The sequence below is a fragment of the Flavobacterium sp. genome, from assembly GCF_004295795.1.
Taxonomy (GTDB): Bacteria; Bacteroidota; Bacteroidia; order Flavobacteriales; family Flavobacteriaceae; genus Flavobacterium.
Genome location: NZ_SEBR01000027.1, coordinates 39,612 through 62,131 on the forward strand (window position 1 = coordinate 39,612; position 22,520 = coordinate 62,131).

The 22,520-nt window shown below is 46.7% G+C and carries 24 protein-coding genes; 16 read left to right on the forward strand and 8 right to left on the reverse strand.

Translation table 11 applies throughout. From position 1 onward, the window contains the following. The first annotated feature begins 6 nt into the window (after nucleotides 1-6). Complete coding sequence (locus EOO49_RS17170; RefSeq protein WP_290847950.1) at nucleotides 7-1,392, forward strand: TolC family protein; 1,386 nt, start codon at nucleotides 7-9, stop codon at nucleotides 1,390-1,392. Nucleotides 1,393-2,462: 1,070 nt separating this feature from the next. Here the strand turns inward: EOO49_RS17170 and scpA are convergent. The 4 genes from scpA to EOO49_RS17190 are packed head-to-tail and all read right to left on the reverse strand — an operon-like array spanning nucleotide 2,463 to nucleotide 7,620. Next, on the reverse strand, nucleotides 2,463-4,589 hold the full coding sequence (scpA, locus tag EOO49_RS17175; RefSeq protein ID WP_290847952.1) for a methylmalonyl-CoA mutase: 2,127 nt from the start codon (nucleotides 4,587-4,589) through the stop codon (nucleotides 2,463-2,465). Beyond that, nucleotides 4,586-5,353 (reverse strand): hypothetical protein, encoded by a 768-nt coding sequence (locus tag EOO49_RS17180; protein WP_290847954.1) that lies wholly within the window; start codon nucleotides 5,351-5,353, stop codon nucleotides 4,586-4,588. Before EOO49_RS17180 ends, scpA begins: the two co-directional genes overlap by 4 nt. Continuing rightward, a complete protein-coding gene (locus EOO49_RS17185; RefSeq protein WP_290847956.1) occupies nucleotides 5,350-6,726 on the reverse strand; it encodes a methylmalonyl-CoA mutase subunit beta in 1,377 nt (458 codons plus the stop codon). Before EOO49_RS17185 ends, EOO49_RS17180 begins: the two co-directional genes overlap by 4 nt. A gap of 36 nt (nucleotides 6,727-6,762) precedes the next feature. Then, nucleotides 6,763-7,620, reverse strand: a complete 858-nt coding sequence (locus EOO49_RS17190; protein WP_290847958.1) for an AraC family transcriptional regulator — start codon at nucleotides 7,618-7,620, stop codon at nucleotides 6,763-6,765. 125 nt (nucleotides 7,621-7,745) lie between these two features. Here EOO49_RS17190 and EOO49_RS17195 point away from each other — a divergent pair, with 125 nt between their 5' ends. Then, nucleotides 7,746-8,558, forward strand: coding sequence for a phytanoyl-CoA dioxygenase family protein (locus EOO49_RS17195; RefSeq protein ID WP_290847960.1), 813 nt, complete (start codon nucleotides 7,746-7,748; stop codon nucleotides 8,556-8,558). Nucleotides 8,559-8,837: 279 nt separating this feature from the next. Further along, on the forward strand, nucleotides 8,838-10,406 hold the full coding sequence (locus EOO49_RS17200; protein ID WP_290847962.1) for an alpha-amylase family glycosyl hydrolase: 1,569 nt from the start codon (nucleotides 8,838-8,840) through the stop codon (nucleotides 10,404-10,406). Between the two features lie 83 nt (nucleotides 10,407-10,489). On the opposite strand, the gene EOO49_RS17205 is transcribed toward EOO49_RS17200, so the two are convergent. Next, nucleotides 10,490-10,945, reverse strand: a complete 456-nt coding sequence (locus EOO49_RS17205) for a lipocalin family protein (protein WP_290847964.1) — start codon at nucleotides 10,943-10,945, stop codon at nucleotides 10,490-10,492. 201 nt (nucleotides 10,946-11,146) lie between these two features. Here EOO49_RS17205 and udk point away from each other — a divergent pair, with 201 nt between their 5' ends. The 6 genes from udk to EOO49_RS17235 all read left to right on the forward strand — a co-directional run bounded on the left by udk (nucleotide 11,147) and on the right by EOO49_RS17235 (nucleotide 14,578). Beyond that, the gene (gene udk, locus EOO49_RS17210) at nucleotides 11,147-11,755 is read left to right on the forward strand and encodes a uridine kinase (protein ID WP_290847966.1); all 609 of its coding nucleotides are present in this window, start codon (nucleotides 11,147-11,149) and stop codon (nucleotides 11,753-11,755) included. A gap of 86 nt (nucleotides 11,756-11,841) precedes the next feature. Continuing rightward, nucleotides 11,842-12,201 (forward strand): septum formation initiator family protein, encoded by a 360-nt coding sequence (locus EOO49_RS17215; protein WP_290847968.1) that lies wholly within the window; start codon nucleotides 11,842-11,844, stop codon nucleotides 12,199-12,201. Between the two features lie 9 nt (nucleotides 12,202-12,210). After that, entirely contained in the window at nucleotides 12,211-12,624 is a 414-nt protein-coding gene (locus tag EOO49_RS17220; RefSeq protein ID WP_290847970.1) for a hypothetical protein, read from the forward strand. A gap of 135 nt (nucleotides 12,625-12,759) precedes the next feature. After that, nucleotides 12,760-13,518 carry a LexA family transcriptional regulator gene (locus EOO49_RS17225; protein WP_290847972.1) on the forward strand — a complete coding sequence of 253 codons (759 nt, stop codon included), beginning with the start codon at nucleotides 12,760-12,762 and terminating at the stop codon, nucleotides 13,516-13,518. Between the two features lie 56 nt (nucleotides 13,519-13,574). After that, nucleotides 13,575-13,982: a hypothetical protein gene (locus EOO49_RS17230; RefSeq protein WP_290847974.1), complete on the forward strand. Its 408-nt coding sequence runs from the start codon at nucleotides 13,575-13,577 to the stop codon at nucleotides 13,980-13,982. A gap of 56 nt (nucleotides 13,983-14,038) precedes the next feature. After that, nucleotides 14,039-14,578 carry a hypothetical protein gene (locus EOO49_RS17235; RefSeq protein ID WP_290847976.1) on the forward strand — a complete coding sequence of 180 codons (540 nt, stop codon included), beginning with the start codon at nucleotides 14,039-14,041 and terminating at the stop codon, nucleotides 14,576-14,578. 25 nt (nucleotides 14,579-14,603) lie between these two features. Here EOO49_RS17235 and EOO49_RS17240 read toward each other — a convergent pair whose 3' ends face one another. Continuing rightward, a complete protein-coding gene (locus tag EOO49_RS17240; protein WP_290847978.1) occupies nucleotides 14,604-15,281 on the reverse strand; it encodes a hemolysin III family protein in 678 nt (225 codons plus the stop codon). Between the two features lie 202 nt (nucleotides 15,282-15,483). Here EOO49_RS17240 and EOO49_RS17245 point away from each other — a divergent pair, with 202 nt between their 5' ends. The 7 genes from EOO49_RS17245 to EOO49_RS17275 all read left to right on the forward strand — a co-directional run bounded on the left by EOO49_RS17245 (nucleotide 15,484) and on the right by EOO49_RS17275 (nucleotide 21,064). After that, nucleotides 15,484-15,696 carry a hypothetical protein gene (locus EOO49_RS17245; RefSeq protein WP_290847980.1) on the forward strand — a complete coding sequence of 71 codons (213 nt, stop codon included), beginning with the start codon at nucleotides 15,484-15,486 and terminating at the stop codon, nucleotides 15,694-15,696. Between the two features lie 57 nt (nucleotides 15,697-15,753). Then, a complete protein-coding gene (locus tag EOO49_RS17250; RefSeq protein WP_290847982.1) occupies nucleotides 15,754-16,518 on the forward strand; it encodes an AAA family ATPase in 765 nt (254 codons plus the stop codon). 6 nt (nucleotides 16,519-16,524) lie between these two features. Continuing rightward, the gene (locus EOO49_RS17255) at nucleotides 16,525-17,424 is read left to right on the forward strand and encodes a ParB/RepB/Spo0J family partition protein (RefSeq protein WP_290847983.1); all 900 of its coding nucleotides are present in this window, start codon (nucleotides 16,525-16,527) and stop codon (nucleotides 17,422-17,424) included. Beyond that, entirely contained in the window at nucleotides 17,421-17,975 is a 555-nt protein-coding gene (locus tag EOO49_RS17260) for a DUF5683 domain-containing protein (protein WP_290847985.1), read from the forward strand. The genes EOO49_RS17255 and EOO49_RS17260 overlap by 4 nt, the downstream gene beginning before the upstream one ends. Next, a complete protein-coding gene (gene dapB, locus EOO49_RS17265; RefSeq protein WP_290847986.1) occupies nucleotides 17,976-18,674 on the forward strand; it encodes a 4-hydroxy-tetrahydrodipicolinate reductase in 699 nt (232 codons plus the stop codon). A 63-nt stretch (nucleotides 18,675-18,737) separates the two neighbouring features. Continuing rightward, nucleotides 18,738-20,441, forward strand: a complete 1,704-nt coding sequence (gene lepB / locus EOO49_RS17270) for a signal peptidase I (protein WP_290847988.1) — start codon at nucleotides 18,738-18,740, stop codon at nucleotides 20,439-20,441. Then, nucleotides 20,441-21,064: a WbqC family protein gene (locus EOO49_RS17275; RefSeq protein ID WP_290847990.1), complete on the forward strand. Its 624-nt coding sequence runs from the start codon at nucleotides 20,441-20,443 to the stop codon at nucleotides 21,062-21,064. Before lepB ends, EOO49_RS17275 begins: the two co-directional genes overlap by 1 nt. A 2-nt stretch (nucleotides 21,065-21,066) precedes the next feature. Here EOO49_RS17275 and EOO49_RS17280 read toward each other — a convergent pair whose 3' ends face one another. Both EOO49_RS17280 and EOO49_RS17285 read right to left on the reverse strand, forming a co-directional pair. Further along, nucleotides 21,067-21,462, reverse strand: coding sequence for a hypothetical protein (locus EOO49_RS17280; RefSeq protein WP_290847992.1), 396 nt, complete (start codon nucleotides 21,460-21,462; stop codon nucleotides 21,067-21,069). A 4-nt stretch (nucleotides 21,463-21,466) separates the two neighbouring features. Continuing rightward, the gene (locus EOO49_RS17285; protein WP_290847994.1) at nucleotides 21,467-22,519 is read right to left on the reverse strand and encodes an endonuclease/exonuclease/phosphatase family protein; all 1,053 of its coding nucleotides are present in this window, start codon (nucleotides 22,517-22,519) and stop codon (nucleotides 21,467-21,469) included. Nucleotide 22,520: the final 1 nt, after the last annotated feature.

The following is a 22,520-nucleotide window of genomic DNA, read 5'->3' on the forward strand; positions in this document are numbered from 1 at the left end:
ATGCAGATGAGAACTTTTTTCCTGCTGTTTTGGCTGATCTCGTTTTCGGCCAACGCACAGGAATTCAACAAAGACGAACTCAGTTTCAACGAATTCCTGGGTTACGTCAAAAAATACCATCCGTTGGTGCGCCAGGCAAACCTCGAACTGAGCAACGCACAGGCGAATTTGCTTACCGCTCGAGGCGGATTCGACCCTAAAATCGAGGTCGATTATGACAAAAAGGAATTTTCGAATACCGAATATTACTCGCTCCTGAACAGCAGTTTCAAGATTCCGACTTGGTACGGCATCGAGATCAAGGCAGGATTCGACGATACGTCAGGCCAATATTTCAACCCACAGAACCGCACGCCCGAAGCCGGATTGACCTCGCTTGGAATCACGGTTCCGCTTGGTCAGGGTTTGTTCATCAACCAAAGAATGGCCGACGTGCGCGAAGGAAAATTGTTCGTCCAGATGAGCGACGCACAGCGAAAATTGCGAGCCATCGAGGTTTTATACAAAGCCAGCCAAGCCTATTTTTCGTGGAAGCAAAGTTTCGCCGAAGCCGACTTGTATCAAAACTACCTCGGTTTTGCAAGCACGCGATTCAAAGGCATCAAAACGTTGATCGAACTCGGCGATTCTCCGGCGATCGATAGCGTCGAGGCGAGAATCACGGTCAGGAATCGCGAACTGAATCTCGAAAACGCCAACCTCAAATTGGCAAAAGCGCGTCTGGAATTGTCGAATTATATGTGGATTGAAGACGTTCCGGTTGAACTTGGCGAGGTCGTGAAACCCGAAAAGGACATGTTGTCGACATTGGACGAAACCTTGCGCACGAACCAAATGTCGGTCGATCTCAATCAGCTTGATGCGCATCCGAAAATCCAGACTTTGCGCACTAAGGTTTCGATTCTTGAAGTCAACCGACAATTGAAGGCCAATGCGTTGCTTCCGAAACTCAATGTCGGCTACAACTATATTTCCGAACCTCGGTACTTCGATCAGGTTGAGGTCGAGGATTACAAATTCAACGTCAATTTCAGCCTGCCGATTTTCCTCCGAAAGGAACGCGGATCGCTGCGATTGGCCAAACTGAAAATCCAGGACGCCCAATTCGACCTTTCCCAGCAAAGGCTCGAACTGCGCAACAAAATCGCTTCCCAGCAAATCGAGATCGAGTCGCTTCGCAAGCAGAAAATGCTGATTGACAATTTGGTAAGCGATTACACGACGATGCTTTCTTCGGAAGAACGACTTTTTTCTTATGGCGAAAGTTCGATTTTCCTGATCAATTCGCGCGAGAACAATCTCGTGAATGCGCGTTTGTCACAAATTGGGATGGAAAACCAGTTTTATATGGCGAATGCGGCTTTGTTCCAGACTTTGGCCAATCCGGATTGAGTTTCTTATTGCATTTTTAACCGCGAATTCGCGAATTTTACGCTGGCTGAAATACAAATTCGCGAATTCGCGGTTTACTTTTTGCCACGAATACAAGGATTTTGCAGATTGTCCAAATTCGATGTTCAATAAAACTTAACATTTTTATTAGCTAAACCTGCAAGGTTTTTTCAACCTTGTAGGTTTCATTTGGCCCTTTTACTCGGATTAACAACGCTTCATATTTCGGTTCAACCATCTTTATTAATTGCATTTTCAACCGCGAATTCGCGAATTTTACGCTGGCTGAAATACAAATTCGCGAATTCGCGGTTTATTTTTCTGCCTGGATTTTATCGATTCTTATAGCTTTCCATACTTCACGCATTGGTTTCGCAGTTCCTGCAATTTTTTCCAACCTCTTCTTTTCGTCTTAAAAAATTAGCAGCGAATGCACGAATAATCGGTTTCATTCATTCGTGACTTTCTTTTTCTGACAAGGCTTATTCAATTTTTATAGTTAACAAATTAATTTGAACCAGCTCATAGTACTGATTTGAATGCGCATTGTATCTTGTCGTGTATCTGATTGTTCGAAGACAAATTTCTAAAATCGCGGCGAAAGCGAAATAACACTCCAGAATTGGTCAGTGGCTTTTTTGACGCAACTGACATCGAATACGACTGTTTAAAGATTTAACATTTTTTACAGATTTTCTGTATCCAGGTTCTCCTTTTTTTGGATAGGGATGTATCAGCCCCTCCCCATACCGGCAAAGTTCGCGATCTCGAAAACACGATCATTACAGAAAATCTGTACTTTTTGTTAAATGTGACCTGAAATGTCAGAATCAAGGATTGGTTTCCGATTTTTTTTCGCTGCCGATGCCCGTCGACCAGTCCGCGTTGCTTTGGCCATAGGTTGATTCCACTATTTTCTTGCCGCAGATTTCCGTAGACTGCAGGCTATCATTAGTCTTCAAAAAATTAGGCCACAAATGCACGAATGACCGGATTCGTATATTCGTGGCCCAAAAATTTTTGTGAAAGTGTTACATCATGTTGGTGGACGGACAAAATTCGTCGCAAATTTACCTTTCCAACAAGATCTCCAAAATCTTGATCGCGGCTTCACTGATTTTCGTACCGGGACCAAAAACGGCAGTCGCGCCGGAATCGAATAAAAACTGATAATCCTGAGCCGGAATAACGCCTCCCACAATCACCATGATATCGTCCCGACCGTATTTGTGCAGTTCCTCGATCACTTGCGGCACCAAAGTTTTGTGTCCCGCGGCGAGTGAGGAAACGCCCAAGATGTGAACGTCGTTTTCTACCGCTTGTTTTGCGGCTTCGGCGGGCGTTTGGAAAAGCGGGCCGATGTCGACGTCGAAACCTACGTCGGCATAACCTGTGGCTACGACTTTCGCGCCGCGATCGTGTCCGTCCTGTCCCATTTTTGCGATCATGATCCTTGGACGTCGGCCTTCTGATTTGGCGAATTCGTCGGCGAGTTCGCGCGCTTTGGCGAAACTCTCGTCGTTCTTGATTTCTTTGCTGTACACGCCGCTGAAAGATTTGATTTGTGCTTTGTATCGTCCGAAAATTAACTCGAGTGCGTCGCTGATTTCACCTAGTGTCGCGCGATTTCTGGCCGCTTCGACTGCAAGTTCGAGCAAATTGCCTTTTCCGGTCTTCGCCGATTCGGTCAAAGCCGACAGACATTTGGCAACTTTATCGGAATCTCTTGCCGACTTGATTTTGTCGAGACGCTCGATTTGTTGTTTCCGGACAAGCTGATTGTCTACATCCAGAATATGCAACGGATCTTCTTTGGCCAAACGGTATTTGTTCACACCTACGATGATGTCTTGCCCGCTGTCGATTCTCGCTTGTTTTCTCGCTGCTGCTTCCTCGATCCTGAGTTTCGGGATTCCGGCTTCGATCGCTTTGGTCATTCCGCCAAGCTCTTCGACTTCCTCGATCAATGCCCAGGCTTTTTCAGCTATTTCAGCTGTGAGTTTCTCGACATAAAAACTGCCGGCCCAAGGATCGACGGTTTTCGTGATCTTGGTTTCTTCCTGAAGGAAAAGCTGTGTATTTCGCGCGATTCTGGCAGAGAAATCGGTTGGAAGTGCGATTGCTTCATCAAGTGCGTTCGTGTGCAGGGATTGTGTTCCTCCGAAAGCTGCCGCGGCGGCCTCGATCGCAGTTCTGGCCACGTTGTTGAAGGGATCTTGTTCGGTCAGGCTCCAACCCGAGGTTTGGCAATGTGTTCGCAAAGCCAGCGATTTTTCATCTGTTGGATGGAACTGTTTCAGCAATTTTGCCCACAACATTCTTCCGGCGCGCATCTTGGCGATTTCCATGAAATGGTTCATCCCGATTGCCCAGAAAAACGAAAGTCTCGGAGCGAATTCGTCGATTTTCATTCCGGCGGCCAATCCGGTTTTGATGTATTCGAGACCGTCGGCCAACGTGTAGGCAAGTTCGATATCGGCGGTAGCTCCAGCTTCTTGCATGTGATAACCCGAGATCGAGATCGAGTTGAACTTCGGCATTTTTTCGCTCGTGAACGCAAAAATGTCGGCAATGATTTTCATGGAAGGCGCCGGCGGATAAATGTAGGTGTTGCGCACCATGAATTCCTTGAGAATGTCGTTTTGAATCGTTCCCGAAAGCAATTCCGGCTTCACGCCCTGTTCTTCGGCAGCGACAATGTAAAAGGCCATAATTGGCAAAACCGCTCCGTTCATCGTCATCGAAACCGACATCTCATTCAGCGGAATCTGGTCGAAAAGCACTTTCATGTCCTCGACGGAATCGATCGCGACTCCGGCTTTCCCAACGTCTCCAACCACTCTTTCGTGATCGGAATCATAACCGCGGTGCGTGGCCAGATCGAATGCGACCGACAACCCTTTTTGTCCCGCGGCAAGATTGCGTCGGTAGAAGGCGTTGCTTTCCTCGGCTGTGGAGAATCCGGCATATTGGCGAATCGTCCACGGACGGCGGACGTACATCGTGGCATACGGTCCGCGCAGGTTCGGGGCGAATCCGGCCGCGAAATCGAGATGTTCGAGATCGGAAATATCGGCTTTGGAGTACGTCGGCTTGACCGTGATTCCTTCGGCGGTGACGAATTCCGAAACCGCTTTTTCATCGGCGGCGACCGGAATTTCCGTTAGCGAAATATGGCTGAGATCTTTGCGTTTCATGATTTTTGGATTTCGATGCGAGTCTTCCCTTCCGAAAAGGAAATCACGCAGATAAAGTGGCTTCGCACGATTTTGCCGTTGCGTTTTCCGGCTGTCCATTTTGGGGATTCCGCAAGTACGCGGGTGATTTCCTGCGACATCGGCATGCCTAGATTTCCGGAAGTTTTTATGTTTGTGATCGCGCCGTCCTTTTCGACGATGCACATCACGCGCATGCTTCCGGTGAAGTTGGCTTTGTCAGGAATGTTCGCCTGAGCCGCCAAATAGTTTTCGAATTGAGAGATACCGCCCGGAAATTCGGTGTTTTTTTCAAGTTCTCTTGCAAAATAGACACTCGTATCTGTGTCGATTTCCTCTTTTGCACTGCCTTGGCCCGAAACGATTTCCTTGACGACAAGCAACGAGGCGAACGTGCGGCAACGAACTGCCTTCCCGTCGACTTTCGCCGGTTTCCACTTTGGTGCGATTTTGGCCAAAAAGGCGTTGTCAGACTTGGAAAACGCTCCGTTGTCACCGCTGGCCACGACTTTGGAGACACTTCCGTTTTTTTCGATCACGAGCCAGGCGTCGATTATGGAAGGTGCGTTTTTCTTTTTGGCCTCGAAAGCGGCTTGAAGCGCGTCGATAAACTTGTATTCGCCTCCCGGAAATTGGGGCGCGACCTGGACTTTTTCCGAATCGTAGATTTTTTCCTTGGTTTGGGCGTTCGAATTTGACGCTACCAGAAACAGTACGATTATCGTGAGAATAGTATTTGTTTTCATTGTTTTGGATCGTTTTCAGATGCTAGTCTTTCTTGTTCGGATTTCTCGGCCAAACGCTTCTCGACCAAAGGCGCGAACAACGTCTTTTTGGCCTTTTGCTTGACGAACGGATACAACTCCAGATCGTCTTTCATTCGGTCGTTCTTGTTCGGATATTTGTTGGTTCCGATGAGGATTTCGTTTCCGGAATCGAACAAAGCCTGCTCTTTTTGGTCCGATTCTTTCACTTTTCGCTGGATCGATCCATCTTTCAGTTTCGCGACGAATCCGCCTTCCGCTTCCAATTCCTTGAACAGGATCAAAGTCTGGTTGGCGAGTTGTTGCGTGAGATTTTCTATGTAATACGCGCCGTCTGACGCATTGGCGACTTTGTCGAAATAACTTTCAGATTTCAGGATCAGCAATTGGTTTCTCGAGATTCTTTCACCGAATTCGTTGCTTTTGTGGTAAAGCGCGTCATAAGGCAAATTGCAAACCGCGTCGGCCGAGCCCAAAATCGCGCTCATGCATTCGGTCGTGGTGCGCAACATGTTCACGTTGTAGTCGTAAAGTGTTTTGTTGCGTTTTGTCGGAGTTGCCAGAATGTGGACTTTCGAATCGCTTCCGAATGCGTCGGCGACAGTTCGAAACAAGATTCTCAAAGCTCGCAATTTGGCAATCTCGAAGAAGTAATTCGGCCCGACCGAAACCTGGAAAAGCGTCGGTTTATCGATAGCGAATCGGTTGAAATATTCCGTTACGTGGCACAAAGCGTAGGCCAATTGCTGCACGATATTCGCTCCGGCGTTTTGGTAGATTCGCGCATCGACCGAAAAAACCGACAGATTTTTTACTTCGGATGCCAAACTTTTCAGGAATTCGTAATCGTCGGTTTTCGAGAACCAATTTCCGTCCTGAACCAAATGTCCTACGGGATCGATTGACGCGAAAACCGTGAAATTCCGGCCGTCAAGTGCTTTGTCCAAATGCCGGACGAAATCGATTGAGAGAAATTTCAAATCGAAGTAAAGCGTGAGATTTTCGAAAGTAAGTCCAGAAATGAGTTTTGCCACGTCGATCTTCTCGTCCGAAATCGCGAATCTCAAACTTTCGGCTCCGCGGTTTACCGAATCGTTGGCGCGTCTGGCCGACTTTTCGACATCGAAAACGAAGATTTCCTGACACACCAAAAACGGGTTTTCGGCAAAAGCGGAATGCGAAATCTGGGCGTCGTCGCGATGGTAAAACGGACGCACTTTGATGCCTTCGGGCGATTCCCAAACGAGGGTTTCGTTGAAATCGGCGCCTTTGAGCTCATATTGGATCTGCTGTTTCCACTGCTTCGAGGAAATGCCGCCGAACGCGCCAAATAAAGGGTTTGAAGTTGTACTCACGGTAAATTCTTGAGTCGCAAATATAGGCAATTGCGGTCAAGCCGAAAGACGGGCGTTGTCGGTATTTCGGAATCGCATCGGCGAAAGTCCTTTCTTTTTGAGAAAAACGCGGTTAAAATACGTAAGACTTTCAAAACCAGCTTCGGAGGCGATCTCGCGCACCGTCAAATCTGTGTCGGTCAACAAAAGACAGGCGTTGGCGATCCTGATTTCGTTCACGTAGTCTGAAAAACTCGTCTTCATATTCCTGGCGAAAAACTTGCAGAAAGCGCTTTTGGAAAGCGAAACGAGATTCGCGGCTTTTTGGAGTTCGATGTGCTCGGATGCATTTTCGTGGACGTAACGGCAAACTTTGTTGATTCGGCCTGCGTTTTCGGGATTTCTACTTCCCGAATAAACCGTCGAGGACAAAGCCACGCTTCCTACCTGACTCAATTTCTCGAGAATTTCCAACAATGAGGTGATCTTTTCGAGTCCCGTTTTTTGCGATAATTCGAGCAGCGATTTCGTAATTTGGGTTGTCGGATTCGGAAAGAAACTGCCGCGCGCGCAATGTTCGAGCAAGTCCAAAATGTTACGGCATTCGTACAGGCCTGAAAATCTTTTGATGAATTCGGACGAAAACTGGATCACGACAGCAGACGATTTCCTGGCATTTCTGGTTTCGTTCGACCAAGTGTGGGGCAATTCCGGCCCGATCAAAACCAGATCGCCTGTTTCAAAACTTTCGTGGCTGTCGCCGATGATGCGCTTTCCCGAACCTTCGGTGATCAACGTGAGTTCGTATTCCGGATGGTAATGCCACTTGAATTCGAAGTTTGGCAACTCGAACGCGTAGGCCACAAATGCGTCCTTTCCTTTAATCGTTTCAACGTTTTCTAAGGTCGCTTTCATACTATGTGGATTCAAGGGTTTCTTCTAACCTCAAATTTAGTCAATATGGTGTCATATTTTGGCTATTTCGTGTCGGGAAGTGCGTTTTGTTTACGATAGCTTTATAAAACTCAAAAAAACTGGACATGGATTGCGATTTCGGTTTACTCGACGAACCGTTTGCACTTGCAAAGGAGCAAATAGAATTTTACGACAAAAACCGTTTCATCAAACTAAAACACGTTCTTGACCAACCGATACTCGAGCATTTCAATAAGGCGATTTCTGACTGCGTAAACCGATTGAACACGCAGGAAATCCCGATGGAAAATCGCGACACTTACGGAAAAGCTTTTCTCCAATTGTTTAACCTATGGCTTGAAGACAGCCTTGTTAAACCTTTGGTTTTCAGCAAACGTATCTCTGGCATTGTTTCGGAGCTTTTAAAAGTTCGCGGGGTGCGAATTTACCACGATCAGGCGCTTTTCAAAGAAGCGAGCGGCGGCATAACACCTTGGCACGCAGATCAATACTATTGGCCGCTCGATTCCGACAAGACCATTACCGCGTGGATTCCGCTCCAGGCGACTCCGCTCGAAATGGGGCCGCTTGAATTCAGTGCCGGAAGCCACGTCATCGTCGAAGGCCGTGAGCTTGGAATTGGTGATAAATCGGAAAACGAGATCTCGAAAAAATTGCGCGTCACCGATTTCGAGCACGTGATAGAACCGTTCGATGCAGGCGAAATCTCGTTCCATTCGGGCTGGATTTTTCACCGCGCCGGCGTCAACAAAACGGCTCAGACCCGAAAAGTGATGACCATCATTTACATGGACATCGACATGAAATTGAAAGCGCCCGAGAATGAAAGCCAGGAACACGATTGGAAAAAATGGTGTCCCGGAGCCGAGATCGGAAAACAGATTGACACACCTTTAAACCCGGTTTTATTTCCCTGAATTGTAATTGACACATGTACGTTGGGGTTCTAAAAAATAGCCGGTCGATTTTTTGAGAGACGTTCAGCGCGTTTTTTCAGGGGCCGAAATCGATCGCGCAGTCCGGGTTTTTGAAATTGGATACAAACAACTAAATACCACTTTTTTGTCCGCGGGACTGCGCCTTTGAGCGTGGTGCAGTCTAATGCGGATACTTTTTGAAAATCCCAAATTCCAAATTCCAGCCCTAATGGATGTCGGGACAGATCCAAAATCCGAACTTTGTCCAAAATCAATCCGATGCAAAAACCGAAACTGCTATCGCTACTTCGACTGCAACTGCTGCTGCTGCTGCTGCCGCTGCTGTTACTATTTTTTACTGAAAACGCAAGAGCGCAAAACGAAGTCTTCTACCACGTCTTCCAGCGCAGTTTTTTCGATTCCGATGGCGACTCGCACGGCGATTTGAAAGGCATCGAACAAAAACTCGATTATCTTCAGGACCTGGGCGTGAACACGATTTTGCTGACGCCTTTGTATCAGTCGGATTTTTACCACAATTACTTCGCCTCTGACTTTGAGAAAATCGATCCCGAATACGGAAGAATGGACGATTACATCGAGCTCGTCAAACAAGTGCACAAACGGGGCATGAAAATCTATCAGGACGTGGAAATGCAATATGTGGCGGGTACGCATCCATGGTTTTCGCAAGGTTTCGGCAATCCGAAGTCGAAATTTTCAGATTATCTCGTCTATGAAGATTTGGCGAACAAAAAGCCTTGGTATTTCTGGGGAATCGAGGAATTCGCGACTTATGACGGTCGAAAGGAAAAGATAATCACGGTAAACATGGCGAGCAAAAACGTCAAGGCCTACACCCAAAAAGTGCTCGAATTCTGGATGGATCCGAACAAGGACGGAAAGTTCGACGACGGCGTGGACGGCTTCCGCCTCGATCACATGATGGACGATCTCGACAATGCCAAAAAGCTCCCGAATCTGTTCGAGACCTTCTGGACGCCTTTGTTCGCGAACCTCAAGGCGAAAAATCCGAAGTTGAAATTGTTGGCCGAACAGGCAAAATGGGCGTCTTTCGGACACGATTATTTCGAGAAAGGAAACGTCGATTTCGTGTTTGCGTTCCGACTCAAGTTCGCGATCACAAAATTCGACAAATCGGAAATCGAAAAAGCCGCCGACAGTACGTTTCTGTACAATCCGACAGCAAAAAACCAGATCGTGTTCCTCGAAAATCACGACACGAAAAGATTCGCTTCCGAGCCCGGAATGACATCGGAAAAAACAAAGGCCGCGATCGCTATCCAACTTTTGATTGGCGGCATTCCGTCCTTGTATTACGGACAGGAAATCGGAATGAAAGGCGAGCAACGGGAATTGGGAAGTTCGGACGGAAACGACATCGGGATTCGCGAAGCCTTCGATTGGTATAAGGAAGAAAGCGGAAAAGGCACGGCGAATTGGTACAAAAATTCGGGTCCGTGGTGGGAAAACCGCTTCAATCGGTCGAACGACGGAATTTCGCTCGAAGAACAAAAAACTGACGCGAATTCGCTGTGGAACCATTATCGGAAATTACTCAAACTGCGAGCCGAAAACAAAGCATTGACTTACGGAAGCTATTCGAAAGTCACGAACGGAAATCCAGAAATACTGAGTTTTGCCAGAAGTTTCGAAGGCCAGAAAGTCCTGGTCTTCGTGAATCTGTCCGATAAAAAACAGGCGACTTTGGCTTCGGTCGATACGCGTTCGGTACAAAATCTGGCCGGAGAAAACGCTTCGGTCGAAAACGGACGTGTCGCTGTTGTTTTGCCCGCTTACGGTTTTTCGGTTTCGGTTTTCAGATAAATCCGGCACACTTCCAAAAAATTCCGAGCATAAAAAAAACCGACTGTTTAGCCGGTCTTTCTTTCAAAAAATATCGCGTTTACTTATTGAGCCGCTTTTGTAAAAGTGTATTCTTCAGTAAAGTTGACTCCGTTGATTGCCTCAACATATTTCACTTTCAGTTTTGTAGCCGAAACGCTGACAACCGTAAATGTTTCAGTATCTACGTTTGTCCCGGAAACAGTAACGTCTTTTCCGTCGATTGTCCAGCTTGCGGCAGTCGTGTCAAGGTCGCAATCGCTGCTCCAGTAATCACCTAGCGTGAAAGTTCCGTTTTCTGCGAATTGGATGTAGTCTTTTGAACAGCCTGGCTCGTTTTCAGAGTAAGCCTGTTCTGGTTGAAGCACTTGTCCAGCAGCCGTGACTTTCTCGGTGTCGTGCTCCCATTTTCCGATCAATTTTGCAGACGAAACACCGCCGTTTCCACCGTCATCGCTACCACAAGAGTTCAACGAAACGATTGCCAATGCCATTGAGGCGACCATAAATAATTTTTTCATGTTTTGTTTTGTTTTATTTTTTGTTAAGGTTCGGTGCAAGAGTAATGGATATCCATCGATTTAACAAATTTTTTACGGGAAAAGTAATCGTTATTTTCAGATGCCTTTCATCCCATATCAAAATCGCAGTTTTTGGGGATTTTCGTCGGTCTAAAAAAGGCGGCGGGGTTTGATTATCTTTGCGCCCGAAAAAACCTCCTTATGTTGATTATTGGTATAGCAGGCGGAACGGGAAGCGGCAAAACGACCGTGGTTCGCCAGATCATGAACGAGATTCCCGAAGAGGAAGTGGGCGTGATTTCCCAAGATCATTACTATCGCGAAACCACGCACTTGAATTTTGACGAGCGCGCCCTGATCAATTTCGACCATCCGCGGGCGATCGATTTCGAGTTGCTGACCAAACATCTGAAGGCCTTGAAAGCAGGCGAAACGATAGATCAGCCGATTTATTCGTTCGTGACGCACAACCGCACTGACGACACGATTTCGACGCATCCGAGAAAGGTAATGATCGTTGAAGGCATCCTGATTTTGGCCAATCCGGAGTTGCGCGAACTTTTCGACATCAAGATTTTCGTACACGCCGATTCCGACGAACGTTTGATAAGACGACTCAAAAGAGACATTGCCGAACGCGGCCGTGACATGGAAGAAGTCTTGCAACGCTACCAAAAGACGTTGAAGCCGATGCACGAGCAGTTCATCGAACCTACCAAAGCTTACGCCGATATCATCATTCCGAACGACAAATACAATACGGTCGCCATCGATGTGGTTCGCGCGGTAATCCATCAAAGGATTCTGTAATCCTGCCATTTATTTTCTACATTTAGGAGCTTTTCGGGAACGTTCGCCTTTTTGGGGATTTCGATTTTCGGATAAAAACCAAACCCATGTCAGAGGAAGTCAAACCGGAGAAAAAACAGAAAAAGAAACGCAAATGGATGCGCTTCGTGGGCAACCGCTATGTGCTCGTATTATTGTTTTTCCTTGCCTGGATCTTGTTTCTCGACAATTATTCGTGGCTGAACCACAAAATGCTCGACAGCGAAATCGACGAGCTCGAGGAAAATAAAACATACTACGAAACCGAGATCAAGCGCGATTCCCAAAACATCAAATTGCTCAAGAATCCTGACCAGATCGAACGCTACGCACGCGAAAAATACTACATGAAACGCGACAGCGAGGACATTTACATCATCGAATACGAAGGCGAAAAGAAAGACACAAGCGGTTATGTTCCGAATTGATCCGACAACATGATTCGTATTTTGATTGACCCGATGGGCGACGGACACAGCGATTTATGGCTCAAAGTCGACGCATTTCCGACATTTTCCCAAATCGCCGACAGCTATTATTTGGGTACTGATCCAGAAATTTCTTCGGTGTCGGAAAAAGCAAAAAATCTCATCTCGTCCTGGATCGAAAAAATCGCCGAACTCGATTTGAACCAAAGTATCTTATTGGCTTTCGATATCTCGGATGAATACGTTTCCGGCTTTCGGATGACTTTCGGACGCAAGGGAATTTTCGTGAAATATCTGACTTGCCGCGATTCCAGATTCGATTCTTCATCAGATTTCACATCGGATCCCGACCAAAATTGGCTTTTGGACAAAACCGCGATGCTCGAAAATCTCACTTGGAGTTTGAGCCGCTTGAAACACTAAAAATTTACGGTTTCGTGAGATTCGCGCACGTGGTTTAAAAATTTTGCCACGAATGCACGAATCTCCCGATAAAATTATAGAGGAAATTTTCCATTTTAAATTTGGAATATTTCCACAAATTGTTATTTTTGGCAAATGGACGAAAAACTGCCGATAGAATCCCTCAAAATCAAGCAACTGCGACAACAGCTCAACTTGACGCAACAGGCTTTTGCCGACGCTATCCAACTCAAAGGAAGTGTCGCCGATATCGAAAGAGGAAAAGTTAGATTGCCCGGAGCCGCCGTGGCCAAACTCTTACAGGTTTTTGGAATCAATCCGCTTTGGATTTATGGCGATAGCGACGACCAGATGCTGGAAATCAAGACCTCGATCTTGCCCAAGGTCGTTACGCTCGATGCCAACGACAACGAGAACATCGCGATGGTGAACGTGAAAGCTTCGGCCGGCTACGCCCACAATTTGATGGACGTCGATTATTACGATACGCTTCCGGCTTTTCAGTTGCCTTTGCCAGAATACAAAAACGCGAGCTTCCGAGCCTTTCAGGTTCAGGGTGACAGCATGCTTCCGGTTTTGAGTCAGGGCGAATGGATCATCGGGAAGTCTCAGGAATCACTTTCGGATCTGTCCGAAAAACAAATTTATGTCGTCGTGCTCGCCGATACCGTTGTGGTCAAAAAAGTCAGGATGTACGCTTCGCGATTGCGGTTGATTTCTTTGAATTCGCTTTATCCGCCAATCGATGTGAATCCGAAAGAAATCAGGGAAGTCTGGAAAGTGACCGCCAAGATTACCACCAATCTCGAAGAACCCGCTTCTACTTTAGACGATCTCACGCGTGAAATGCGCGAAGGTTTCGTGAGTTTGCGGTCTTTATTGGGAAATAGTTGAGAAGCGAAGGAAGCATTTTGGTTTCCACGATAATCTGGGAAAAATGGATATTTTAGATGAACGAAATTGCCAAATACCTGAAAGTCAATCCGGATAAAATGTATTTGCGATTGACATTGCTGTTCTTTGCCGGATGGCTTTTTTTCAAAGGTCCGGCGCGGTGGTTCCTGAGTGGGAAATTCGAAAATGTCGATCATTTGCTTGGCGTCGCTCCGAATTTTTTCGCGGCCACTGCTTTGGTGCTTTGGGTAACTTATGCCACTAGCGCGAAATCCTTGGTGAGTTTTGTTTGCGTAATCCTCATTTTGTCATTGGGCGAATTCGTACAAACATTCATGTCGACCCAAACAGCTGACGTCATGGATATTCTAGCCAGTTTTTGTGGTGGGTTTTTAGGATTGGGAATTGTGGAAGCTAGGCGGTTTTGGGTCGCGAAGCGCAGCGAGCGACCTCGTGGAATATAGCGCGGAGCGCGTTGATTTAAAGCCCGTGCCAATTCGAACAATAATTGTCGTTTAACATGGACATTGAAAAAGCTCAAAAAGTGATCGACGAAACCGTTGGCAGTCAATTTGTCGTCTACAAAATCGAGGATTCCGAAAAATACGGTTTCGCCCATTACAAGCATCGCGATTGCGATATGGACGACCAGCGAGGTCGTTTGGTTGGCGTCGGACCTGTGATTTTCATTAAGGAAACCGGCGAATACCGGCTTTTGGGAGCACTCGAATCTATGGATTATTTGCAGCCAGAACAGGAATGTCCAGTTGTCGTTTTGCCGTCTCTCGAAGAAATAAAAGAGAAAATTATTCGGCACAAGTTCGTAAACGACGGTGACATTTTCGATCTGCAAAGCTATTGGGAAGACAAATTTGGCGATCCGGATATGAATCTAACTTATTACAAAGGATTCGATTTCAGGAATTTCACAAATCTCGGGTCGTCGAACAAAGATTTTCTAGCTTTCATAAAGTCGCTGTGGACCGAACTGCAACTCCCGTTCGAAATAACCGACGAAAATCAGTTGGTGCTCTCAAGAAGAAAGCTCCCAAAAATCTGATGATCATTGTTGACTTTGGGAAAACTCACGGAACCAAATACAGGAAAACCCCGAAAAAGTGGAAAGCGCTGCCGCCCAAAACGAACAGGTGCCAAATCGCGTGATAATACGGACGATTGCCTTTGGCGTAAAAATAAATTCCCAAAGTATAACTTATACCGCCGGCGAGAATCAGCCATAACGCGCCTGGATTCACGGTTTCGAGAAGTGGCTTGATCGCGACGATCGCCATCCAGCCCATCAAGCCGTAAAGGACAAGCGAAAGTTTTTCGGAGTGGCGCAAAGGCGAAAACTTGAAGATAAAACCCGCAATCACGAAAGCCCAACTCAACCCGAATAAAATCCAGCCCCAAGTGCCGCGAAGTCCTAAAAGTGCGACCGGCGTGTAAGTTCCGGCGATTAGCAGGTAAATGCACAAGTGGTCGATTCTTTGAAAAATCCTTTTCCAGCGCAATTTGGTCATGGCGTGATAAATCGTCGAGGCCGAATAGAGCAAAATCAAGCTCAGTCCAAAAACGGAAGAAGCCACGACATCGATGGTCTTGCCGCCTTTTGCCGAAAACACGATCATGAAAACCGCCGCGACAATAGCTAGCATCGCGCCCAATCCGTGGGTAAGGACGTTCCAGAATTCCTCTTTGGCGCGGTTTCTCTTGAGCAACATGACTTTGTGTTTGGGCGTAAATTTAAGGATTGGAACCAAAAGCGGGTTTTAAGGAAAGTATAAAGTTTGGTTCGAAAATCGGAATTTGTCGCTTTTACCAAACCCTAGCCCCGATTTGAGCGGAAAGCTTTGACGGGCGAAACCGCATTTTTTGCCGGACGGCCAAAGCGACCGAAGGAAGCTCTTGGGCGGCCTTGCAAAAAAGCGGTTTTGCCGGCAAACTTGCAGCGGAAGCGGGAGATTGCTCCTTATATTCGGAAACGCCGCGGAAGTAGTGGTAGACGCAGAAGCAGTTGCAGTTGCAGTGGCAGAAGCAGTTGCAGTTGCAGTTGCAGTAGCAGTGGCAGAAGCAGTAGCAGTTGAAGAAGCAGTGGCAGTGGCAGAAGCACTGGCAGAACCAACGATAGAAGCAGTTACGCCTGTCTCAAAACTTTACTTTTCTGTTAACAACTAACCCTTGAATAACCCGCAAATAATTGTATTTTTACGGCTCAAATTTTGAAACTGATTCATGGGTAAAATCATAGCCATCGCCAACCAGAAAGGCGGTGTTGGAAAGACGACGACTTCGGTCAACTTGGCCGCCGCGCTTGGTGTTCTCGAAAAGAAAGTATTGCTTATCGACGCCGATCCGCAGGCAAATGCCGGTTCGGGTCTCGGGCTTGACATCGAGAACGTGACCAAAGGTACTTACCAACTTCTGGAACACAGCGTCACGGCTGACGAGGCGACGGTCGCTACCAGTTCGCCAAACGTGTCGATGATTCCGGCCCATATTGACCTTGTCGCGATCGAAATCGAGCTTGTCGACAAGGAAAACCGCGAGTATATGCTCAAACAAGCGCTTGTGGAAACTAAGGAAAAGTACGATTACATCCTGATCGATTGCGCGCCATCGCTGGGTCTGCTCACTTTGAACGCATTGACGGCCGCCGATTCTGTGGTAATTCCGATACAGTGTGAATATTTCGCGCTCGAAGGTTTGGGCAAATTGCTCAACACGATCAAAAGTGTGCAGAAAATACACAATCCGGAGCTTGACATCGAAGGTTTGTTGCTTACGATGTACGATTCACGTCTGCGTTTGAGCAATCAGGTCGTGGAAGAAGTGCAGAAACATTTTGGGGACATGGTTTTCGACACGATAATCCAGAGAAACGTCAAGCTGAGCGAGGCGCCGAGTTATGGCGAAAGTATCATCAACTATGACGCGACGAGTAAAGGTGCAACGAATTACCTGCATCTTGCACAAGAAATCATCAAGAAAAACAGTTAAGATTCAATGGCACAGGCTATCAAAAAACAGGCGTTGGGACGGGGTTTATCGGCCTTGCTCAAAGATCCGGAGAACAATATACAATCGGTTGACGACAAGAATGCCGACAAGGTAATCGGGAACATCATCGAACTCGAACTCGACCTGATCGAGATCAATCCGTTCCAGCCGCGCTCGAATTTCAATGAAGAAGCGCTTCAGGAATTGGCGACATCGATTCGCGAACTTGGTGTTATCCAACCTATTACCGTCAGAAAAACAGACTTCAACAAATACCAGCTCATTTCGGGTGAACGCCGTTTGCGCGCCTCGAAATTGTCAGGTTTGACGTCAATTCCGGCCTATATCAGAATCGCGAACGACAACGATTCCCTTACGATGGCTTTGGTGGAAAACATCCAGCGCCACGATTTGGATCCGATAGAAATCGCGCTTTCGTATCAGCGTTTGATCGATGAAATCCAATTGACGCAAGAGCAAATGAGCGATCGCGTCGGAAAAAAACGTTCTACGATCGCGAATTATCTGCGTTTGCTCAAACTCGATCCGATTATCCAGACGGGAATCCGCGACGGTTTCATTTCGATGGGACACGGACGCGCGATCATCAATATCGAGGATCACGACGCCCAGACCGACATTTATCACAAGATCATCAGCCAAAATCTTTCGGTTCGCGAAACTGAGGAATTGGTTCGGAATTACCACGAAAGCCAGAAGCCGAAATCTGCAAAGTCGAAATCGACCGGTTTTTCTGTGGATGTCGACGATAAAAAGGCGATTGCTGCTTACTTCGGAGCCAAAGTCGACGTGAAAGTCGCGGCCAACGGAAAAGGCAAGATCACGATCCCTTTCCATTCGGAAGAAGATTTCAACCGCATCGTCAAACTAATGCAAGGCTCTTGAGATTCTCGGTTTTCATAGCGATTTTGTTGTTTTCGGCTTTTTCGGTTTCGGCCCAGAAAGTCCAGGAAGGCAAATTGGCTGTCGCCGATACGACAAAATCGGAACCGATCGATCCGCTGCGGCCGACGAAAGCTTCGTTCTATTCGGCTCTCGTTCCGGGATTGGGTCAGGTCTACAACAAAAAATACTGGAAAGTGCCTTTGGTCTACGCGGCCATCGGAACGAGCCTTTACTTCTACTCCGACCAAAATACCAAGTACAAGAAAGTGCGCGATGCCTACAAAAGGCGTTTGGCGGGTTATTACGATGACGAATACGAATTTCTCGACAACCAACGTCTGATTTCGGCCCAAAGAGGTTACAAAAAAAATCGCGAATATTCGATGTTGTTCGTCGTCGGATTTTATGTCCTGAACATTGTCGATGCCAACATTGATGCGCACTTGAAACAATTCAATGTGAGTGACGACCTGACTTTTCAGCCTGATCTGATCCAGTCGGACGTGTATTCGAAACCATCGGTCGGCGTTACCATAAACTACAGATTCTAGATGAAAATAGCGCTTTTGGGATATGGCAAAATGGGCCAGATAATCGAGCGTATCGCTTTGGAACGCGGTCACGAAATCGTGTTGAAAAAACGCAGTCAAGATATTTACGACGGTCTTGAAAACGCCGATGTCGCCATTGATTTCAGCGTTCCCGATTCGGCTGTGGACAATATCTCGGCTTGTCTCGAACGCGGAATTCCAGTGATTTCCGGTACGACAGGTTGGCTTGACCACTTTCGTAAAGTCGTCGAATTGTGCGAAAGCAAAAACGGCGCTTTCCTTTACGGATCGAACTTCAGCCTTGGCGTGAACCTGTTTTTCAACCTGAACGAATATCTCGCGAAAATGATGGCGAAATTCCCTGAATACAAAGTTCAGATGGAAGAAATACACCATACGCAAAAACTAGACGCACCAAGCGGGACCGCGATTTCACTGGCAAAAGACATCATCGAGAATTCCGATTATTCGAGTTGGGCTTTGGCCGATGCGAAACAGGACGAAATCCTGATCGATGCCAAACGGATCGAAAACGTCCCCGGAACGCATACGGTTTCCTATGAATCACAAGTGGACAAAATCGAGATCACGCACATCGCCCACAGCCGCGAGGGTTTTGCTTACGGCGCGGTAATCGCCTCGGAATGGCTCGTCGGGAAAACCGGCGTCTTTTCAATGAAGGACGTACTCGAACTTTAAAATTATCTTAAATTGGTAACGCGTCGGAGACAAAGCCGACTTACGCATAAAATCTGAACGAATATGACCCTTACTCATTGGTTGATCCTTTTCCTGATCGTGCAGATCGTACATTTCGCAGGAACGTGGAAATTGTATGAAGCTGCCGGCAGAAAGCGCTGGGAAGCCGCGATTCCGGTTTACAACGCCATCGTGCTTATGAAAATCATCAATCGCCCTGCCTACTGGACGATCTTGCTTTTCGTGCCTGTGGTGAATCTGATCATGTTTCCCGTGGTTTGGGTGGAAACACTTCGCGCCTTCGGAAGAAGTTCGACGACAGACACTTTCCTGGGCATTTTCACCTTCGGACTTTACATTTATTACATCAACTACACACAACCGCTCAACCACATTCCGGATCGCGAATTGCGCTCGAAGTCTAAAGTTGGGGAAACGGTTTCCTCTTTGCTTTTCGCGGTTGTCGTTGCGACTTTGGTACATACTTATGTGATGCAGCCGTTCACGATTCCTTCGCCTTCACTGGAAAAAACGCTGTTGGTCGGCGATTTTCTTTTCGTGAGCAAATACAACTATGGAGCGCGCACGCCTTCTACGACCGTGGCTTTTCCGATGGTTCACGACACCATTCCGATCGTCAATAAAAAGTCGTATTCGAGATGGCCGCAATTGCCGAGTTTCCGTTTTCCGGGTTTCGAAAAACCAGAGAAAAACGACATCGTGGTGTTCAACTGGCCAGCCGATACGGTAACCAAATTCTTTGATGCTTCGACGCCTGGCGTAGACAAACCCATAGACAAAAAGTCAAATTACGTAAAACGCTGCGTGGGAGCACCTGGCGACAGTTTATCGATCCGCGACGGTTTCGTTTACATCAACGGAAAGGAGCTTAAGTTGTCAGATCGCGCAAAACCTCAGTATGTGCACAAAGTTTATTCGAAAAGAGGTGTTCCGACGCCTTTGATCATCGCTGCAGGTTCCACCGAATTCGATCGTTTTTTCGAGATTCCGCGTCCGAATCCGCAACAGGCCGAGGCTTTGCGCCCTTACTTGAAAGGTGTTCAGGAACTTTCGGCGACTTCGCTGAGACTCACGACAGATCAACACGGATTTCCGTCCAATGTCCTGAAGGAAATCGGCTTGACCGCAAATGAGGTCTACAATTATGAAGTCGATGTGAACCTGACTTTGCCCGGAGCCGAGAAACTGCGCGCCAACAAGACCGAAATCGACTCTGTTGTAAGAATCGTCCTTCCGAAATCTCAAGCCGAATTGAGCGACGTTTTTCCGAAAGGTTACACGAATTGGAGCATCGACAATTACGGTCCGCTTTACATTCCCGAGGCCGGAAAAACCGTTGCCTTGACGCGTGAGACGCTTCCGTTCTACAAAAAAGTCATCACGACTTATGAAGGAAACGACCTCAAAGTGAACGGAGACGAGATCCTGATAAACGGCGCGCCAGCCAAAACCTACACGTTCAAACAGGATTACTATTATATGATGGGCGACAACCGACATAAGTCGGAAGACAGCCGTTATTGGGGTTTTGTGCCCGAAAATCACATCGTTGGGAAACCGGTTTTCATTTGGCTAAGCGTTAACGCCGATGGTAGCGGATTGAACAAAATTCGCTGGAATCGCATGTTTACGACAGTTGGTGGCGACGGGGAACCAATTTCCTATTTCAAATTTTTCCTGATCGCGCTAGGACTTTATGTCGTGGCTTCGTTCTTCGTCAAAAAGAAAAAGCCAGCCGAATCGTAATGGATGTTTTGCTCTATCCGACGTATTTCCCGTCAATCAGTCACTTTGTAGGTGTTGCCCAAACCGATTCGTTCGTTTTGGAAGTCGAGGACAATTTCCAGAAACAGACCAACCGAAACCGCATGTACATTTACAGCCCGAACGGTCGGCAATTGCTGAACGTTCCGGTGAAACACACGAGCGCGGCCGGACATCAGAAAACAAAAGACATCCGCATCGAAAAGAATTTCGATTGGCAGAAATTGCACTTCAAATCACTTGAGGCCGCATACAGAAGTTCCCCGTTTTTCGAATATTACGAAGACGAGATCGCTCCTATTTTTTTCAGGAAACAACCGTTTTTGCTCGATTTGAACTTTCAGGCGCTGGAAGTCGTGCACAAATGTCTGGGCTTGCCTTTCGACCACAAAAAAACCGAGGAATATTTTCACGAAGTTGCCAATGTAAACGATTTGCGTTCGTTGGCAAACGGCAAAAAGGACGAAAACCAATTTGAGCAATACACTCAGGTTTTTGGTGATAAGGCTGGGTTTCTGAACAACTTGAGCATTCTCGATTTGTTGTTTAACGAAGGCCGATATGCGCTGGATTATTTGAAGCGACAAACCTTGATCGTTCCATAATTTCAGTTGCCAAAAGTGCCATTTTTCAAAAGTTCGGCGTAAATCTCACTGAGTTTTTCAGGCGTCGTTATTTCGATTTTATCCAATCTATAAGCCGATTTTATCCAATCGAGACATTTGTTTAGATCGTCGGATAAAAAACTGTCTGAAGATGCGTCACTTTCCGGATCGAGATCATTAACGGTTTCAAACGACAAAACGTCAGTGAAAACTTCATCGCCTTGATTGAGCGATCGGATTAATTTTGCGCGAAATCCATTTTTGTGCTTTTCGAGTAAAACCCAATCGAAAGTTTCCGATTCAAAGAAAACATCGGCCTTGACAAAAACCGCGAGTTTTCTTCCGAGTTTCAGATAAAGAGCGGCCTTTTCGCTTGTTATTTGGCTGTTGGTATCCAATTGCTTATTGCCTGACTTCCAAACGCGTCAAAATTGGATAATGGTCCGAATTCTCGAACTCTGAGAAATTCGCGAAAGCCTTGACATGAAACTTCGGATCGGCAAAAATATAGTCGATTCTCGCAGGATAATACTTGAATTTGTACGTCTGCCCAAATCCTTTTCCGGCTTCCTCGAAAGTGTCGTTTAGCTTGCCTTTGATGACGCGATACACATAAGAAAACGCGCTGTTGTTCATGTCGCCGCAAATTATCACGGGATATTTGCACGCGCGCCTGTGTTTTTGGATGATTTCGGCTTGTTGTTGCTGACGTTTGAAAGCTTCGGAAATACGCTTGAGGATCGCCTGGCGTTTCTTTTCATCGATCTGGTTCAGGTGATCGTTGTTGATTTCGTCCACATCCGGCGTGATCTTGACCGACTGCAAGTGCATACTGTAAACGCGAATCGTGTCTTTCCCTTTTCGGATATCGGCATAAACGACATTGTTGTTCGAATTCGGGAGTTCGAGTTTGCCTTCTTCGATGATTGGAAATTTCGAGAAAATCGCCTGTCCGGTTTTGACCTGATTGCCTTGCATCATCACGTATTTGTGCGGATACACTTTGAGATCGACATTGGCGCGTTCCGAATATTCCTGCAAACACACGATATCGGGATTCTGTTCATTGATGAAATGCTCGATCGTCGCCCCGACGTCGTCTTTCGGAAGCCATTCGAAAAGGTTGAAAAGCCGCACGTTGTAACTCATTACCGTGAAATCTTTCTCGGAATCGGGCAAATCGATCGGTGAAAATTTATAGAATTTGGAGATGAAAGTGATTCCGGCCAAAAGCAACAATGCCGGCAAAATGATGTGCTTTTTGAGCAAAATCGCCCAATACACGAAAAAACAGGCGTTCAGAATCAGGAACATCGGCATAAACAACGTCAGCACCGAAAGAAACGGAAACAGCTTTGGCGCCAGGAACGGCAAGACATAAGCGATCACCGTCAATATCGTAACCAGGATATTGAGCAACCACATGAACTTGTTGAACCAAGAGAGTTTTTTCATA